The organism is Acinetobacter lwoffii (assembly GCF_024129855.1).
Taxonomy (GTDB): domain Bacteria; phylum Pseudomonadota; class Gammaproteobacteria; order Pseudomonadales; family Moraxellaceae; genus Acinetobacter; species Acinetobacter lwoffii_L.
This window is the reverse complement of record NZ_JAMXXC010000014.1, coordinates 17,757-35,890: the sequence shown is the minus strand read 5'-3', so window position 1 is coordinate 35,890 and position 18,134 is coordinate 17,757. Positions and strand designations below refer to the sequence as shown.

The 18,134-nt window shown below is 34.1% G+C and carries 16 protein-coding genes and 1 pseudogene; 13 read left to right on the top strand and 4 right to left on the bottom strand.

The genetic code is table 11. The features are described from left to right. Positions 1-23: 23 nt before the first annotated feature. From NI465_RS11095 to NI465_RS11080, 4 genes and pseudogenes are all read right to left on the bottom strand, one after another. Positions 24-1,464: pseudogene (locus NI465_RS11095) on the bottom strand (capsule assembly Wzi family protein). A gap of 146 nt (positions 1,465-1,610) precedes the next feature. Beyond that, positions 1,611-3,794 carry a polysaccharide biosynthesis tyrosine autokinase gene (locus NI465_RS11090; protein WP_253145332.1) on the bottom strand — a complete coding sequence of 728 codons (2,184 nt, stop codon included), beginning with the start codon at positions 3,792-3,794 and terminating at the stop codon, positions 1,611-1,613. A 35-nt stretch (positions 3,795-3,829) separates the two neighbouring features. After that, a complete protein-coding gene (locus tag NI465_RS11085; protein WP_005249529.1) occupies positions 3,830-4,258 on the bottom strand; it encodes a low molecular weight protein-tyrosine-phosphatase in 429 nt (142 codons plus the stop codon). Continuing rightward, on the bottom strand, positions 4,258-5,361 hold the full coding sequence (locus NI465_RS11080) for a polysaccharide biosynthesis/export family protein (RefSeq protein ID WP_253145330.1): 1,104 nt from the start codon (positions 5,359-5,361) through the stop codon (positions 4,258-4,260). The genes NI465_RS11085 and NI465_RS11080 overlap by 1 nt, the downstream gene beginning before the upstream one ends. 618 nt (positions 5,362-5,979) lie before the next feature. Between NI465_RS11080 and rfbB the strand changes: the two genes are divergently transcribed. From rfbB to NI465_RS11015, 13 genes are all read left to right on the top strand, one after another. Beyond that, positions 5,980-7,044 carry a dTDP-glucose 4,6-dehydratase gene (gene rfbB, locus NI465_RS11075; RefSeq protein WP_253145328.1) on the top strand — a complete coding sequence of 355 codons (1,065 nt, stop codon included), beginning with the start codon at positions 5,980-5,982 and terminating at the stop codon, positions 7,042-7,044. Next, entirely contained in the window at positions 7,044-7,937 is an 894-nt protein-coding gene (rfbD, locus tag NI465_RS11070) for a dTDP-4-dehydrorhamnose reductase (protein ID WP_253145326.1), read from the top strand. The genes rfbB and rfbD overlap by 1 nt, the downstream gene beginning before the upstream one ends. Then, entirely contained in the window at positions 7,934-8,818 is an 885-nt protein-coding gene (gene rfbA / locus NI465_RS11065; RefSeq protein WP_253145324.1) for a glucose-1-phosphate thymidylyltransferase RfbA, read from the top strand. The genes rfbD and rfbA overlap by 4 nt, the downstream gene beginning before the upstream one ends. Further along, positions 8,815-9,366 (top strand): dTDP-4-dehydrorhamnose 3,5-epimerase, encoded by a 552-nt coding sequence (gene rfbC / locus NI465_RS11060; protein ID WP_253145323.1) that lies wholly within the window; start codon positions 8,815-8,817, stop codon positions 9,364-9,366. The genes rfbA and rfbC overlap by 4 nt, the downstream gene beginning before the upstream one ends. 19 nt (positions 9,367-9,385) lie before the next feature. Further along, positions 9,386-10,627, top strand: a complete 1,242-nt coding sequence (locus NI465_RS11055) for an oligosaccharide flippase family protein (RefSeq protein WP_253145321.1) — start codon at positions 9,386-9,388, stop codon at positions 10,625-10,627. Further along, entirely contained in the window at positions 10,624-11,430 is an 807-nt protein-coding gene (locus NI465_RS11050) for a glycosyltransferase family 2 protein (protein ID WP_253145319.1), read from the top strand. The genes NI465_RS11055 and NI465_RS11050 overlap by 4 nt, the downstream gene beginning before the upstream one ends. A 64-nt stretch (positions 11,431-11,494) precedes the next feature. Continuing rightward, on the top strand, positions 11,495-12,460 hold the full coding sequence (locus NI465_RS11045) for a glycosyltransferase family 2 protein (RefSeq protein WP_253145317.1): 966 nt from the start codon (positions 11,495-11,497) through the stop codon (positions 12,458-12,460). A gap of 36 nt (positions 12,461-12,496) precedes the next feature. Next, positions 12,497-13,549, top strand: a complete 1,053-nt coding sequence (locus NI465_RS11040) for a glycosyltransferase family 4 protein (RefSeq protein ID WP_354270331.1) — start codon at positions 12,497-12,499, stop codon at positions 13,547-13,549. 6 nt (positions 13,550-13,555) lie between these two features. Next, positions 13,556-14,644 carry a glycosyltransferase gene (locus NI465_RS11035; RefSeq protein ID WP_253145313.1) on the top strand — a complete coding sequence of 363 codons (1,089 nt, stop codon included), beginning with the start codon at positions 13,556-13,558 and terminating at the stop codon, positions 14,642-14,644. Further along, the gene (locus NI465_RS11030) at positions 14,637-15,719 is read left to right on the top strand and encodes a hypothetical protein (RefSeq protein ID WP_253145311.1); all 1,083 of its coding nucleotides are present in this window, start codon (positions 14,637-14,639) and stop codon (positions 15,717-15,719) included. Before NI465_RS11035 ends, NI465_RS11030 begins: the two co-directional genes overlap by 8 nt. Next, a complete protein-coding gene (locus tag NI465_RS11025; protein WP_253145309.1) occupies positions 15,716-16,846 on the top strand; it encodes a glycosyltransferase family 4 protein in 1,131 nt (376 codons plus the stop codon). The genes NI465_RS11030 and NI465_RS11025 overlap by 4 nt, the downstream gene beginning before the upstream one ends. After that, a complete protein-coding gene (locus tag NI465_RS11020) occupies positions 16,847-17,458 on the top strand; it encodes a sugar transferase (protein ID WP_253145307.1) in 612 nt (203 codons plus the stop codon). Further along, positions 17,451-18,116, top strand: a complete 666-nt coding sequence (locus tag NI465_RS11015) for a NeuD/PglB/VioB family sugar acetyltransferase (protein WP_253145305.1) — start codon at positions 17,451-17,453, stop codon at positions 18,114-18,116. Before NI465_RS11020 ends, NI465_RS11015 begins: the two co-directional genes overlap by 8 nt. Positions 18,117-18,134: the final 18 nt, after the last annotated feature.

Genomic DNA, 18,134 nt, shown 5'->3' with positions numbered 1-18,134 from the left:
TGAAAGTGTCTTTTGCAAAGGATTTAGTAGAAAAATAAGCCTTTTTCTAAAGGAAATTCAATCCCAATCGATGCACCGCCATCATTACCACGTAAGTCTGAATCACTGATCCAGCCATTTAGTTTCAGTGGAATATCTGGGCGTAAATAATGGGTCCAGCTCACATCAACAGCTTTTAATTCATCCTGCGCTGGAAAAGCTAAATTAGTAGTTCGGTTAGACTCATTCAACTTGGCAAACAGCACTCGAGCATTAACACGATTGAGGCGATCGAAACGAATATCACCACCCACAGAAACCATTTGACCATCACCACCCATCGCATGTGCTAATGGGTAACCATGCTGATAAAAACCATCGGTATAAACATGGTGGTTATATGAAATACCATCAGCACTACCATTACTACGGGTATCTGTCCATTCAGTATACAGCTGGAAAGGCATATTATTATAACTAGAAGAATAATCGACTCCAGCCAAATACATTTTTTTGGCTGGTAAGCCACCGGCTTCATCTTCACCAATATATTGTGCATACATCCCCATTGGGACTTGCAGTAATGGTTGTAGATTTAAGCGGGCATCAAAACCGGCGATTTGATTGGATGGGTCCGGTTCACCTGTGCCACCATTGTCTTTATTACCGACAAAAGCATCCCAAAGTGAGCTCAGGCTTTCAGGTCGTCCTTCACCTCCCCATTGAATAGCACGTGATGCACCCAGCTCCAAATAGGATAAAGGTTGTGCGGTGACACGTAAGCCAATTAATTTAGCATCAGGTACAGCATCATAGTCATCCAGTTGTCCGGCAAAGGCTTGATATTGCCAAGGTCCAATCCAGGAGAGCCATTTATTTGCAAAAGCATCCTGTTCGGCACGCTGCATGGTCACACCATAAACAGAACGACTGGTATCACCCCGAATTAAGCTGCCATCATGGCCAGGTCCCCAGTAGGTCGGGATTTGTCCAGCAATCAGCCATTGATTCCATAATTTACCTGCCAGGTAAGACCCTTCCACATTCACATCTTGATCGTTATCAATCTGGGGATCTTTTTCGGCATTTACGCGAAGTCTGGCATCCCAATTCTGATTGCCTGTATTCAACTCTATACCCGCCTGGTATTGCGCTTTTTGCTGGTCACCAAAGACTTGAGGAATATTTTTTTGATCTGTCTCAGCAAACAAGAAGGCTTTGAGTAACTGGTTGTTGGTATTTAAGTGAGTTATGACTGAATCAATGACTCTTTGCTGATTATTATTGCTGATTTTTGCCTGAGAAAGGGCGCGTTGAATTTCATCACCACTCATTGGCCAGGTCGAAGTGCTGATTTGAATCACACCTTGCTGATTTAACCAGCTTAACGGTACGCAGGTTTTGCTCATTTAAAACGATGCCTTGGGCAAAGGTGAGTGAGGAACTTAATGCCAAGCTGGCGAGCAGTGTTTTTGATTTAAACATTCTTGTAGATTCTCAGGAGTTTTAAACTGTAACCACGATAGGGTTTTTAGTTGATTTTTTCAACGATGATCATTTGAGATAAATGTAATAGAGGGTGATTTCACATCCTGCTTAAAGCAAGATGTGAAATCAAGGTTTACAATGAATTAGTCATTGTCTTTATTTGCGGTATAAGCATAAGCATAATTATAACCATAGCTACCAGCCGCCCCTTTTTGTACATCATTCAGAATCACGCCATTAACTTTGACATTGGCCTGTTCAAAACGATTCACAGTGATTTCCAACTCTTTGATTTGTGTTTTACCATGACGGGCAATCAATAAATTTACACCCGCATATTGCGCAATAATAATACCATCGGTCACTGCAAGCACAGGTGGAGTATCAATCAGTACATGATCAAAATGAGCAGAGGCCTGATCCAGGAAAGTCTTGAATTGATCAGTACTTAATAGTTCAGACGGGTTAACCGGACTCTTACCACGAGTGACAAAATATAGGTTGTCTACAGTGGAAGTTTGAACAATATCTTCATAGCTATTTTGATGATTCAATAATTCCGCTAAACCTGGCTGTACCTCGGCGTTGAAGTATTTATGTAAATAACCACGACGCATATCACCATCAATCACCAAGACCCGTTTCCCACCTTGTGCTAAAATAGTAGCAAGGTTAGTGGTAATGAATGATTTGCCAATTTCAGGTGCGGGGCCAGAAATGGCAATCACATTATTGGTCGCATTCATTAAGGCAAAATGAATCGCTGTTCGCATACTACGCAGACTTTCAATCGCAATATCACCGCTATCTTTAACTGCAAGAATAGGAATATTCTTTTTCTTCTTCAATAGTTTAATGCGGCTTTCTTGAATAACAGAGCGTGGCACCGTAGCATAGACTGGCAAATCAAGCTCATTTTCAATTTGAGTTGCATCTTTAATACCTGAACGCATCATATTACGTAGTAGGGCGAGTAATGTACCTAAGAAAGCGCCCAAGAAAATAGATAAAATTAGAATTTGTAATTTCTTTGGTTTAATGGGTTCAATGGGCTCGACTGCAGTATCGACAATACGCACATTGCCAATTTCACCCGCTTTGGCAATCCGGAGTTGCTGATAGGAATTCAATAGTCCTGTATACAGCTGCTGTTTAACTTCGACTTCACGGAACAATTGTAAGTATTGACGTTGTAACTCAGGTAAACGTCTTAAAGTCCCATCCAGTTCTGCAATTTTGCTATTAATTGCACCAAGTTGGGCATTCATTTGCTGCATCACCGGATGCTCACCCGTATATTTAGCTGCAGCTTCTGCAACACGCTGTTCCAGTTCGGCTTTTTGTGTTTCTAAAGTAATACTTTGGGTTAAGTACAATTCTGATTCTTTGGTCACATCAACCGTATTATACTGCTGACGGAATCGGTTGAATTCGCGCTCTGCAACATCAAGTTGCTGTTTTAGCTCAGGGAGTTGATCTTCTAAAAACTTCAGGGTTTGAGCAGTTTCAGCCGAACGGCGTTCAATATTTTGCTGGCTATAAGCTGTAAGAATGGCATTCAAGACTTGAGTGATGTGTTGTTTGTCTTCACCTTGGTAGTTTAGACCTAATACACCTGTCGATTTTCCTTTTTCAGCCACTACGTAGCTGGCAGTTAAAGTTTGCATGGCAGCAGGTAGGCTTTGCTTTCGAATATTGTAGGCTGCATCAAAACTGTCTTGGCTAAAAATAGCCACTTTCCAGAGACCATATTCTGATTGTAATTGACTGATCTGATTCAAAGGTGCCGAGAAAACGATTTGATTTGTGACAGAATCTGTCAGGTTATATTTTCCTGATTCAAAACTCAGGATTAAATTTTTATCCTGAAAATATTGTGGAATTTCAAAATGGCGGATATCAAAACTTTTTTGATTGTCTTTGAATAATACCGATTTTTCTGAATATTCTGTCGCATATTCATGCTTGGTGATTAAACGATTCCAGAAACTGTCTTCTGTACCGGATACACGAATATTGAGATTTAAACGATCGATGACTGTACCGAGCACCAAACGTGATTTTAAAATTTCAATTTCAGCTTGAGCAGGGGATTTTTGCTCCATCATACTGGATAAGTCGCCTAATAAGGCCGCTGAAGCTCCTTTATTGTCTTCAACTTGAACCATCGCATCTACCGCGTAGGTATCCGGTGTGGTTCTTAAGTAGAGTAAGGCACAGACCAAACTTAAAATAATACATAGGGCAATCAGTTTCCATTGTGCAAGTAAGGAAAAAAATAATTCCTTCAAGTCAATGGTGTCTTCAGTGTTGGCGGTTTGGCTCATAATTTAAATATCAAAAAGTGAAAATATTAAAAAACTTAAATATATTTTTTCCAGTCAGCAATATAGTCTTGAATGAGTTGGCAAGTTTCATCAAAGAATGCTTGATCATGCTGATAAGGGTCGGCAACATTTTTTCCTTGCCAGTGGCCAAGTCTGAATGTTTTACCTTTGGCAAATGGCCAGGTCTGTTCGATATGTTTTTGTTGATTTTGACTCATCACAAGAACCAAATCAGCTTTTTTAATCAGCTCAGCATTGAGTTTTTTCGCAATATGAGGACTCATATCAATCCCAAAACGTTGCATGCATAGACTGGCTTTTTCATCGGCTGTATGTCCAACGACTCCGGCAATCCCGGCAGACTCAATCTGTAAATGCGGATATTCCTGTTTTAAAAAGTATTCGGCCATAGGACTACGGCAAATATTGCCAATACAAACTACCAAAATATTCTTAATTTTCATTAGTCCCCCAAGCGCTCTAAGTCATAAATAGCATTAGAAAAAGGGACAATTTGACTAATAATACGTTGCCAACGGACTAAACCTGTCGCATCGACATAGACAATATCATTACTGCGCATTTTAAATTGATTGGCTAGGCCAAAGTCGGCAATGCTGGTCAAATCCATTTGGTAGACTTCAGTATGAACTGCATTTGGTTGACTTCTTACAATATAAACCTTACTACGGCTGGCAGAGAGTGGATTTAGGCCCAGACTTTCTCCTAATACATCACTCAGGCTCATACCTTGATCACGCATAGGTAAGGGCTGGTTTTTCCCGGATTCACCCATCACATAGATTTTCTGGTTTTCACGGTTATTCACATATAAGGTGTCATTGGGTTGAATAAGTAAGTTATGTAGGGATAGGCCCGCTTTTTCTAGTTCTACTGTATTTAAATTATAACTGCGCCCCTGACGAACCAATGTCATAGAAGCATTATCACCTTGTTGTGCATTGACCCCACCGGCCATACCTAATGCGGTGTAAACACTGACAGGTTGATCACTTAAATAAAACTGACCGCCTTTTATGACATTGCCCTGAACGGAATAGCGCTGGCCCTGATAGGAGAGAACTCGTACAATAACATCAGGCGTTTTTAAATAACGTGAAAGCTGGTTGCGTAATTCACGATTGACTTGAGTCAACGACTTACCCGCAGCCTTGTAGCGGCCAATAATCGGGAACTGGATATAACCTTGAGAGTCAATTTGATAGCCAATTGAACGCGCAGAGTCTTCACTTCCTGCATTTGGGGAAGAGGGTGTTAGTTCCGGGTAGGCCCATAAATAAATGGATAGTATATCACCCGAACTCAGACTGTAGTTACGCTGCGAGGTGCTAAACAAATGGGCATAATCCTGTTGCATGTTTTTTACAGCAGGCTGAACAGCCATAATAGAATCTTGAGTGATTTTGATGACATTCACTGTAGTGCCAAGGTCAGTTTGAAAAACGCCTTCAGTAGGTAAGTCGTATGTTTGTAGACCAGAGGTGACGGCACACCCTGTAGTAGCAATGCCACATGCCAATAAAGCAACTAATTGAAAGTGTCGCACACGTTTTCCTGAATAGTAATTTTTAAATTTTAAAATTGAAGCTATTCTACCCATTTTATTGAAAATATACATAGCATTTTTTAATAATCTTCTGCTGCATGATAAATAATAGAAAATGGTCAAAATTATAAATTATTTGAGTGGGTGTTTATAATAGACTTCTTGCATTAGTCAAAATTTAAATAGCCCAAAGCTACATTTTATAAGGTTTTAGCCAATTCAAAAATTAGGTAAAACGATACTTTCGCAAGAGGTCTAATATAATGGATTTTACAGAAAGTATACACAGACTATTTTTAAGGTAATTTGAGCGCAAACATAATAGAAATTTCATAATTTTCTGTTAGTATACCTGCTATAAGATTTAACCTTTATGCGTACAGTACATAAATAAGGCGTTAAAATGCTGTCTGTTGTGGATTTAAAGATTACAGTGATTGGTTTAGGCTATATCGATTTACCTTTAGTCGTTGAATTCGAAAAAATAGCCAGTATAGGGATAAGCGAGTTGAGTTGAATAGCCGGACTGTAAGTAGGTTAAGATCATATTTAGAAGTATTTTTATTCAACTACTTTAAAAAATTAGGTATGAATATTAGGTTATAACTACAGGAAATTATGAAAATTTTAATTACTGGCGGTGCAGGATTTATTGGTTCAGCTGTCATCCGTCATATTATTCTAAGTACTAACAATCAAGTCCTGAATATAGATAAACTGACTTATGCTGGTAATTTAGAGTCATTAAAAGAAATTGATCAGCATTCGAATTATCAGTTCAAACAAATAGATATTTGTGATACTGAGCAAATTACGAAAGCAATTGAAGCATTTCAACCGGATGCGATTATGCATTTAGCTGCAGAGTCGCATGTAGATCGTTCCATTGACGGTCCAGCAGCATTTATTCAAACCAATATTGTGGGAACTTATACCTTATTAGAAGCTGCTCGAAAGTACTGGATGAGTCTAGAGCCAAAAGCTCAACAAAAGTTCCGCTTTCATCATATTTCAACTGATGAAGTATATGGCGATTTAGAAGGCACGACAGATTTGTTTACAGAAACAACTTCATACGCGCCAAGCTCTCCATATTCTGCCTCTAAAGCCAGTTCGGATCATTTGGTACGTGCTTGGCATAGGACCTATGGTCTGCCAGTAATTGTGACTAATTGTTCAAATAATTATGGTCCGTATCACTTCCCCGAAAAATTAATTCCATTGGTGATTCTAAATGCACTGGATGCTAAACCTTTACCAGTATATGGGAATGGTCAGCAAATTCGGGATTGGTTATTTGTAGAAGATCATGCACGTGCTTTATATAAAGTGGTGACCGAAGGCGTAGTAGGTGAAACCTATAATGTTGGTGGCCATAACGAAAAACAGAATATAGAAGTGGTCAAAACTATTTGTAAGATTTTGGATGAGTTAAAGCCACAAGCCAATGGTCAAACTTATGAATCACTGATTACATTTGTAAAAGACCGCCCTGGTCATGACTTACGCTATGCGATTGATGCTACAAAAATTCAAAATGAATTAGGGTGGACACCAACGGAAACATTTGAAACTGGAATCCGTAAAACGGTAGAGTGGTATTTAAATAATCAGGAGTGGGTTGCTCATATTCAAAGTGGGGAATACCAATCTTGGTTAGAAAAACAATACAAGGCTAAGTAATGAAAATCTTATTGCTTGGAAAAAATGGACAAGTTGGTTGGGAGCTTCAGCGTTCCCTTGCGCCATTGGGTGAGGTGATTTCACTTGATCGAAATGGTTTAAATCAATGGTGTGGTGATTTAAGTAAGCCTGATCAAATTTATCAAACTATTGTAGATATAGCGCCAAATGTTGTTGTGAATGCAAGTGCTTATACTGCTGTAGATTTGGCTGAAACAGAACAAGATATGGCTAATCTCATTAATTATGTGGCAGTAGGGAAGATAGCTGAGGCTTGTGCTCAAATTAAGGCACTTTTAGTGCATTATTCGACAGATTATGTTTTTGATGGTGAAGGTACATCAATATTTAATGAAACAGATGTACTGAAACCCTTGAATGCATATGGTCAAACTAAGGCATTAGGTGAGCAGGCTATTCAAAATGCTCAATGCAATTATTTGATATTTCGAACATCATGGGTTTTTGCTCAAAAAGGTAAAAACTTTTTAAAAACAATGCTTGCTCTATCTCAGCAGCGTGAAGAATTATCTATTATTGATGATCAAATTGGTGCTCCAACGTCAGCTGAGCTAATTGCCGATGTAAGTGCTCATGCGATTGTGCAGACATTGCGAGATCAAACTAAAATTGGTATTTACCATTTGGTTGCTAGTGGGGAAACATCGTGGTTTGAGTATGCAAACTATATATTTGAGCAAGCAAAAAACTTAGGTGTTAATTTAGCCATTCAACAAGTTAATCCGATTCAAACAGCAGCATATCCGACACCAGCTAAACGTCCACATAATTCACGATTAAATAATCAAAAAATTCAACATGCTTTTCAAATCTATTTGCCAGATTGGAAAGTGCATGTACAAAGAACAGTAGTTGAGGTTTTTCATAAATGAGCATAAAGCGTAAAGGTGTTATATTGGCAGGTGGTTCAGGCACACGCTTACATCCTATTACTAAAGGTGTATCTAAGCAGCTTTTACCAATTTATGATAAACCCATGATTTATTATCCATTATCAGTATTGATGTTGGCAGGTATTCGTGAGATTTTAATTATTTCGACGCCTGAAGACTTACCAAACTTTGAAAAGTTACTTGGTGATGGTTCGCAGTTTGGTATTGAGTTGAGTTATAAAGAACAGCCTTCACCAGATGGATTAGCTCAGGCTTTTATTATTGGTGAAGAATTTATAGGTAATGATCATGTGTGCTTAATATTGGGTGACAATATTTATTATGGTCAAAATTTTAGTAAGCAATTAAAAGTAGCAAATGCTGTTGATGTTGGCGCCACCGTTTTTGGTTATCATGTGACTGATCCAGAGCGTTTTGGTGTGGTAGAGTTTGATACAACTGGCAAAGTATTGAGTATTGAAGAAAAGCCAACTCATCCAAAATCACCTTATGCAGTCACTGGATTGTATTTCTATGATAATCGGGTTATTGAGTTTGCTAAACAGGTAAAACCGTCCGCACGTGGCGAGTTAGAAATTACCGATATTAACAATGCTTATTTGAAAGATGGTTCACTCAATGTTGAATTACTTGGGCGTGGTTTTGCATGGCTAGATACGGGAACCCATGAATCTCTTCTAGAAGCAGGTCAGTTTGTGTATACCATTGAAAAACGTCAATCGCTAAAAGTGGCCTGTTTAGAAGAAATTGGTTTTCAGCAAGGTTGGATTTCAAAAGAAAAACTTAAGGAAAGTGCAGAAGCACTTAGAAAAACAGATTATGGTCAATACTTATTGAAATTATTGGATGAAGTAAAATGAGAGTTGAAAAAACAAAACTCGACGGTTTATTAGTACTTCATCCACAAATTTTTGGGGATGAGCGTGGTTGGTTTATGGAAAGCTTTAATCAACAAAGTTTTGAGAATGCATTAAAGGAATTAAATTTACCTATTCCAATATTTGTGCAGGACAATCATTCCTGCTCACAAAAAGGTGTGTTGAGAGGTTTGCATTTTCAGCGTGAACCTTATGCACAAGGTAAGTTGGTGCGTGTAGTTCAAGGTAAAGTTTGGGATGTAGCTGTAGATATTCGTCCTAATTCTAAAACTTATGGAGAATGGGTTGGTGTAGAGTTGAGTGCAGAAAATAAAACTATGTTTTGGATTCCTGAAGGATTTGCACATGGCTTTATAGCATTAGAAGATAATACTCAGTTTCTTTATAAAACTACTAATTATTATAATAAGGAAAGTGAAGGTTCGATTATCTGGAATGATCCTAAGCTGGAAATTGATTGGAAAGTAAATTGTGAAAATATGGTAATTTCAGAAAAAGATAAGTTAGCTCAACCCTTTAATAGTTTGTAAAACTGGAATATAGTTAAATATGGTAAATTTACGTAAGGAAAGTATATATCTATATACGATACAATTAAGTAATTTTGCTATTCCTTTGTTGATATTACCATATTTAACTAAAGTTTTAGGTTTAGGGGGGCTTGGTAAGCTTGGTATACTACAAACAATATTTTTCTTCATGGGTTTTATAATTGATTTTGGATTTACTTATTCAGCTTCTAGAGAAATTAGTTTAAATAATGATAGAAAGCAATTAAATAAAATTTATACTAATGTGCAAATCTTAAGATTTTTTATTTTTATTATTATTGGTTTTTCTCTAATCCTAGTATTAAATTTTTTAAATCTTAAAGAAGAGGAGGAATTGGGTTATATATTGTCAATTCTTTCAAGTTTAAGTTTTGTTCTTATTCCTAATTGGTTGTTTAATGGGATTTCCCAAAACTCTATATTATCATTCTTTACATTAATTTTTAAAATTATAACTTTAGTGCCAATTTTTTTGTTTGTTAATAATAGTGAGCAATATTTACTCGTATTTCTTATTCAGAATTCTAGTCTAATTTTACTTGGTATAATTGTCTGCATATATATAAGCATTAATAAAAAAATAAAATTTAATTTTAAGGATATTGAATTTATTTACATGAGAAAAATTTTAAAGGAAAGTTTTGATGTGTTTAGTGGTTCTGCTTTGAGTGTGGTTTATACAACCTTTGTTCCTATTTTAATAAAAATATCATTAGGGGATAAATGGGTTGGCGTATATATATTAGTTGAAAAAATACTCTCTTTATTGAAACAAATGTTTATGCCAATTATTCAAGCTTTTTACGCAAAAATATGTTTGCTTTATAGTGAAAATGAAGTAAAAGAAGTTAATAAGCTTACTGATAAAATATTAATATTATATTTCTGCTTAACTGCAACAGCATTGTTGTTTAATGTTGCCTTTGGTGAATTTTTTATAAAGTTGTTTTTTAATGACCAGCAAATTATATTTAAATATATTTTTATATCTATTTTAGGACAATTTGTAGTAGGACTATCAATTGTTACGATGTATTGTGGAATACTTCCATCTGGGAATGGGTATATTTTGAAGAGAATTTATGCAAAAGCCTCTATATTATTTATAGCTTTAATATGTATTATGTGGAATTTTTTAACATTAGATATAATTTATTATTTGGTAATTTTTGTTGAGTTAATAATTGTGATAAATGCTTACTTATTTATGAGAAATAAAATTAATGGAGTTCAAGTGTGAAAATTTGTTTTTTAGTAGTAATCTATAATAAAAGTATAGAGGAATCTACGACTTTAAAAGGATTATTAAAACTACTAAATAGTAATTTTAATTGTTTGGTGGTAAATAATGGTCCAAAAAAGATAACTCCTCTAAATTTAAAAAATTTTGATTTTGTTGAGCATTTGGATAATAAACCATTAAGTATTATATATAATGATTTTATAAAAAACTACGAAGCTGATAGATATGTGATTTTAGATGATGACTCAATATTGTGTGAATCATTCATTGAAAGAGTATTCAGTAAGAATCTAGATTTATTTGACTTGGAATTGCCTAAAGTTTTTGATAAAAATAATAAATTATTTTATCCATTAAGAAATTGGTATCCAATTAAAGAAAATGAATATTATTTAAATTATAGAGAGGATTTTATATTTTCGATTGGATCTGGTTTGGTAATAACTAAAAATCTAGTAAATCACTTTAAAATAAAAAATATAAATTTATTTAATGAGGCATTTGCCTTATATGGTGTGGATTTTAGCTTATTTTGGGAGTTAAGAAAATACAATTTCGATAATTTGAAAATAACATCTGTTTCAAAAATTATACATGATATGTCTTTGCATGGAGATATTTCTGATTTTAAGCGTAATGAATTGTATATGAATTTTGCATTACAAATGAGATATTATCCAAATATTGTTAATTTTAAAAATTTCATATATTCACTACTACAATTGATTAAAAAAAATAAACTTAAAGAAGTCTTAATGATGATAAAAGTTTATATTCTTGCTAAACATCCTAAATGTTAAATTTTGATAATTCAACTAATTAATGTAAAATGTTTAAATTAAAAATTTTTTAGAAGAGTTGTTTATGCTATTAAGTATTATTGTGCCTATGTATAATGCAGAAAAATTTATCATTGAATGCTTGGAGAGTATAGTTTTTCAATTGTCATCAAATACCGAATTAATAATAGTAGATGATTTTAGTACTGACAATTCTAAAATTGTTTTAAAAAATTTTTTAAAAAATTTGAATCCTGAGAAAAGTAAATTAATAAAGTTAATTTCATTAGAAAGAAATTTTGGGGTGGGTTATGCTAGGTCAATTGCTATTTCATATTCTACAGGAGTTTATATTAGCTCTATTGATCCTGATGATATAGTAGCATGTGATTATATAGAAAAAATTCTAAATATATTGAATTTATATTCTCCCGATATTTTGCAATTTCATATTTCAAGATTTTACAAAAAAATAGATGATGGAAATATTTTATCAAAGTTTTTTTTAAAAAATGGAATTTATTGTATAGATGAAAATATCCTAAAAAGTTTTTATGAACAAAGCTTCTGGAGTTTTTGCACACGAGTAATTCGTAAGGATTTATTTGAAAATATCAATTTTTCAAGTTTAAGGAACTGTGAGGATGTATATGCATTACCATTAATATTGTTAAAATCAAAAAGTATTTTTATTTTGGATGAAACACTTTATTATTATAGGTTAAATACAGAAAGCTTATCTAAAAGTAAAAAAAATATTGAAAATACATTAATAAGCTATAATTTTATACTAAAAGACCATATAAAATTATTAAATAAAAATAATAGTCTATTTTTTTCTATTGTTCCTGTTTTAAGAGGTTATATTCAATTTTGCTTAGTAAATAAAGGGTATATTTATGCTAAAAAAGAATGGATGGAGTATAAAAAAACACCTGAATTGGAAGTTAGTAAAATTAGTAAAATTAGTAAAATTAGTAAAATTAGTCATATTTTATTTATGATTTTTGGTGTAGAATTTTTATATTTGTTATATTTAATTAAAAAATAGCTGGTTATGAAAAAAGTTTGTTTCCTGATAGGTAATTTGAATAATTCTGGTGGTACTGAACGTGTAACTACACTTATTGCAAATGAATTATCACGTAAAAAAATTAATGTTTGTATTCTAAGCCTAATAGAAGGTGAAAAACCATTTTTTGACTTAGATTCTAATGTTGATTTTTATTCTTTATATGAAGAAAAGATTTCATTTGCTAGAAATTATATAAGTATAATTTGGAAAATTCGTAATTTTTTACAAGACTACAAAATTGATACTTTGATCGTAGTGGATAGTATATCTTGTGTTTTTACTGTACCTGCATTATTTGGGTTGAAAATTAAACATATTTGCTGGGAGCATTTTAATTTTAAGGTTAATCTCGGGGTAAAGTATCGAGATATTGGTCGTAGATGGGCAGCTAAATATTGTGATAAGATAGTGGTTTTAACTAATAGTGATAAAGAACTATGGTTAGAGGGTATTAAGAAAAATAATATAAATTCAAAGTTAGTGACAATCCCAAATCCCAATCCTTATGAAAATACTAATATTGACCGTTATTCAACACGAGAAAAAGTTATAGTTGCTGTAGGTCGATTAACTGAGCAGAAAGGCTTTGACTTACTTATAAAAGCTTGGGCTAAAATATCAAATCACCATGCTGAATGGGTATTAAAGATAATTGGAAGCGGAGAAGACAAAGAAAGCCTTGAATTGCTTGCTAAAAATGAAAATGTGGATTCAAGTGTTCAATTAATTCCTGCTACAAAAAACATAGAGATATTTTATAAACAAGCTTCAATATTTTGTCTAAGTTCTCGTTATGAAGGTTTTGGTATGGTAATTTTAGAAGCACAAGCTTTTGGTTTGCCTGTAGTAAGTTTCGAATGTGATTGTGGTCCTTCTGATCTAATTCATCATGGAAAAAATGGTTATTTAGTGCCAAGTGAAGACATTGATGCATTGAGTAAGAGTCTTTCTAAAATGATATCTTTATCAAAAGATGATTATATTGAGTATTCATACAATGCATATTTGAATGCTAATAAATTTAATGTGAAAAATTTATTAAATCTTTGGCTTGAAATTGTGTAGGTTTTTATGAAAATTTTATATGTAATTACAGGTTTAGGGCAGGGTGGTGCAGAGCGAGTAGTTTGTGATCTAGCTGATCAAATGCATCAGCGGGGACATAGTGTTAAAATCGCTTATCTGACTGGAGATGTTTTTACAAAGCCTCGTTGCCCTGAAATTGAATTAATTAAAATTAATTTAAATAGTTTATGGTTATTTCCTCTTGCTTATATTAAGCTTTCTAAAGTAATTAGAATTTTTAAACCAGATGTTGTTCATTCACATATGGTACATGCTAATATTTTTACGCGCCTTGTTCGAATAACTACCTCTATAAAGAAACTTATTTGTACTGCACATAATAGTGATGAAGGTGGGAGATGGAGAATGCTTGCGTACAGATTTACACATAATCTAGCTGACTTAACTACTAATGTTAGTAATGAAGCAGTACAAGCATTCATCGAAAAAAAAGCAGTACCAGACTCAGATATTATTACAACATATAATGGAATAGATCTGAGTAGGTTTTTTTATAACTCGGAAGCCAAAAATAAAATTCTGAATGAGCTTAATATAAATATAAATTCTTATTTGATTCTAGCAGTGGGACGTTTTAGTGAGCAGAAGGATTACCCAAATTTATTACAGGCTTTTAAAACTTTAAAAAATAAGAGTACTGGAGATATTAAATTAATTATTGCAGGAGATGGGGAGCTACGTTCAGAAATTGAAAGCATTATTGATGAGTTAGGTTTAAAGCAAGAAGTTTTTTTATTAGGAAGACGCAATGATATCCCGGATTTAATGAGTGCTGCAGACTTATTTGTTCTTTCTTCTAAGTATGAGGGGTTTGGTCTGGTAGTTGCTGAAGCAATGGCATGCAATACACTAGTTGTTGCTACAGATTGTGGCGGAGTTGCAGAAGTTTTGAATAATGATGATTTCTTGGTGCCTACATCTAATTCAAAAGCATTAGCAGATAAAATGTGCTATGCCTTAACTCTTGATGAAAAACAAAAGAGTGAAAATATTATAAAGAATATTCGTCATGTGGAACAAAATTTTTCATTAGAAGAAAAAGTTAAACAATGGATACATATCTATCATGAGTAGTCTTTTGAAAAAAATATCAAATAAATCTTTATTTTTATGTATTGTTTTTCTGATTTTTTTAAAGATTTGTTTTTATTTTTTGATAAAAAATGATCACATTTCTCTTGGTTTAGGTGGTGGTAATGACTCAGATTATTATCATGACTATGTTTTGGGTTATATTGATCTTGCTGTAAATATTTGGCCTGTCTTTTTAAAATTTTTTAATGATCTTGGTTTTTATTCCCGTGATGGAATTTCTTATTTACTTTTATTTTTAAATTTATTTATTATTCCTGTTTTAGTAGCAAAACTTTCAGGATTAAAATTTAAGAATAATCAGAAATATTACCTTTATAGTTTCTTGTTATGTTTAATCTATCCCACGATTTTTTTCTATACATTTGATATTTATCGTGATGTATTTATGGTGTTTACTTTTTTGGTAGGATGCTTAATTGTAAAAAAATCTTTAAATAGCTTGAGTTTTATTTCTTTCTCATTTTTTTATATATTTGCTATTTTAATAGGTCTATTCTTGTTGGCTCTTCGCCCATATTTGGGTTATGCTTTTCTATTAGCATTAATTTTATGGAAAATTAAGCTGACAAAAAAACGTATTTTTCTATTTTCGATTCTATATTTCTTGACCTTATTCTTCGCAAATTATATTGGTTTATTTGAAAGTTTAACAGAATACCGATCTGCTTTTGAAGAGAGCGACGGAGGCTCCACACTCGGATTAGACTTTTCTAATCCTGTAATGTTTATCCCTAATTTTATTCTAAGTATATTAGGGCAACTTTTTGGTTTATATATTACAAATCCTTTAGCTATTGCTTTGTTTTTTATTGAAACGGTGCCTTTCATCTTCATGTTTTTTTATATTTTAAAAAATATAAAATATACCGATAGTTTTATGCAGTTTCTAATAGTTTTTTTTGTATTGTATGCAAGTGTTTGGCTAATTGGTAATGATAACTTAGGTACGGCTATTCGGTTGAGACTGTATAATTATCTTGCTGTTTATATATGTTTTTTTTATATATTAAAACTTAAATCAGATTATAAAATTGGAAAGGTACTTAAAACATGAAGGTAGTAATTATTGGTACCATTGCCTCTAGCTTCTACGGATTTCGTGCAGACTTAATTTGTACACTCTTGAAAAAAGGCCATAAAGTCTATGCTTTTACATCTGAATCTACGGCTGAGGACCTAAAAAAAATAGAACAACTTGGTGCAATTCCCATTACCTATACTTTAAATCGAGGTGGGTTAAATCCATTAGCAGATATTTTTGCAACCTATCAACTCGCAAAGAAAATTAAAGTAATTAATCCAGACCTCGTATTTTCTTATTTTTCTAAACCTGTAATTTTTGGTACATTAGCAGCAAAAATAGCTAAAGTGCCGCGTATTATTGGGATGCTCGAAGGTCTAGGTTATACTTTTACAGATCAGCCAGAGGGCCTAAGTAAAAAAACGCAACTTATAAGAAAAATACAGGTTTTTTTATATAAAATAGTCTTACCACAACTTGATCAACTTATTTTTTTAAATCCTGATGATCCAAAAGATTTACTTGAAAGGCATGCAATACAAGTAAAAAAAGTAAAAATTTTGGGTGGGATTGGCTTAAATTTAAAAGATTATCCATACCAACCGCTAAATAGCATTCACTTTCCTATAAAGTTTCTATTTATTGGTCGCTTACTTAAAGAAAAAGGTATTTTCGAGTTTGTTCAAGCAGCAAAATTAGTAAAAAAAATATATCCTGATACCCAGTTTACAGTACTTGGAGCAATAGACCATCATAATTTAGGTGCATTGCAACAAACAGAGCTTGATGCTTTAATTTCTTCAAATATTATTCACTATCCTGGATATGTCGATAATATTAAAGATTGGATTGTAGACAGTCATGTATTCGTATTGCCGTCCTATCGTGAAGGAGTACCTCGAAGTACACAGGAAGCTATGGCGATAGGACGCGCAGTTATTACAACAGATGTTCCAGGTTGTAGAGAGACAGTAATTAACAAGCAAAATGGTTTTATCGTGCCAAAATGGAATTCTGAAGCTCTAGCTGAAAAAATGATTTATTTTATTAAAAATCCTGAAAAAATTCGTGAAATGGGGGATGTAAGCTATCAAATTGCCGCTAATAAATTTGATGCAGAAAAAGTGAATCAACGTTTAATAAATATTCTAGGTTTGTAAATGCTAAAACGCTTCGTCGATATTATTATTGCCTCCGTTGCCCTGATCCTGCTTTCACCACTTTATGCCTTTGTCGCTTATAAAGTGAAAAAAAATCTGGGCACTCCGGTCTTGTTTCGCCAGGTGCGTCCTGGTTTACATGGCAAGCCCTTTGAAATGATCAAGTTCCGTACCATGAAAGATGCTGTAGACGAGCAGAGTAACCCATTGCCGGATAGCGAACGTCTAACGCCTTTTGGTCAAATGCTACGTTCTACCAGTCTGGATGAAATGCCGGAACTTTGGAATGTGATCAAAGGGGATATGAGTATTGTCGGCCCACGCCCTCTGCTGATGGAATACCTGCCGCTTTACAGCCCCAAACAAGCTAGACGTCATGATGTACGTCCAGGCATGACTGGGCACGCGCAGATCAATGGCCGTAATGCAATTGACTGGGAAGAAAAATTCAAGCTGGATACCTGGTATGTCGAAAATCAATCGATTTGGCTCGACTTTAAAATCATGTTTAAAACGGTACATAAAGTTTTAGCAAAAGATGATATCAGTGCCGAGGGTGAAGCCACCATGACCAAATTTACCGGTACAAAAACGGATAATCTCCATGACTGAAATCTATGCCGTCTATGGCGCTTCAGGTTGTGGCCGAAGCTTGATGCCTGTGGCTCGCCAGCAATTACAGCGTCAGAATATAAATGCCGAAATCTATTTTATAGATGACAGTCTGATCGAAGAAATGACGGTTAATGGACATAGAGCATTAAATTATGCAGCATTTAAAAATCTAAAGGCTGATAGAAAGTCAGTTCTCATTGCGATTGCCAATAGTCAGATCCGTGAAAAAATAGCTAAAAAACTTGAACAAGATGCAATTGAGCTATGGGCGGTTCAGGCAAATAATATCGTGCGCATGGATGCAATAGAAATTGCCCCAGGTGCTGCTTTAAGCCCTTTTGTAACCCTCACTTCCAATATCAAGATTGGTAAATGTTTTCATGCCAATTTATACAGTTATGTTGAGCATGATTGCATCATTGGCGATTATGTCACCTTTGCTCCCGGGGTGAAATGCAATGGCAATATCCATATCGAAGATCATGCCTATATTGGTACAGGTGCTGTGATTAAACAGGGTACACCTGACAAGCCTTTAGTGATTGGCAAGGGGGCGGTGGTCGGTATGGGGGCTGTGGTCACCAAGAGCGTTCCACCGGGTGTGACCGTAGTCGGCAATCCGGCACGGATCTTAGAGAAAAAAATAAGTTTTTAAATTTAAAAATTCAGGACA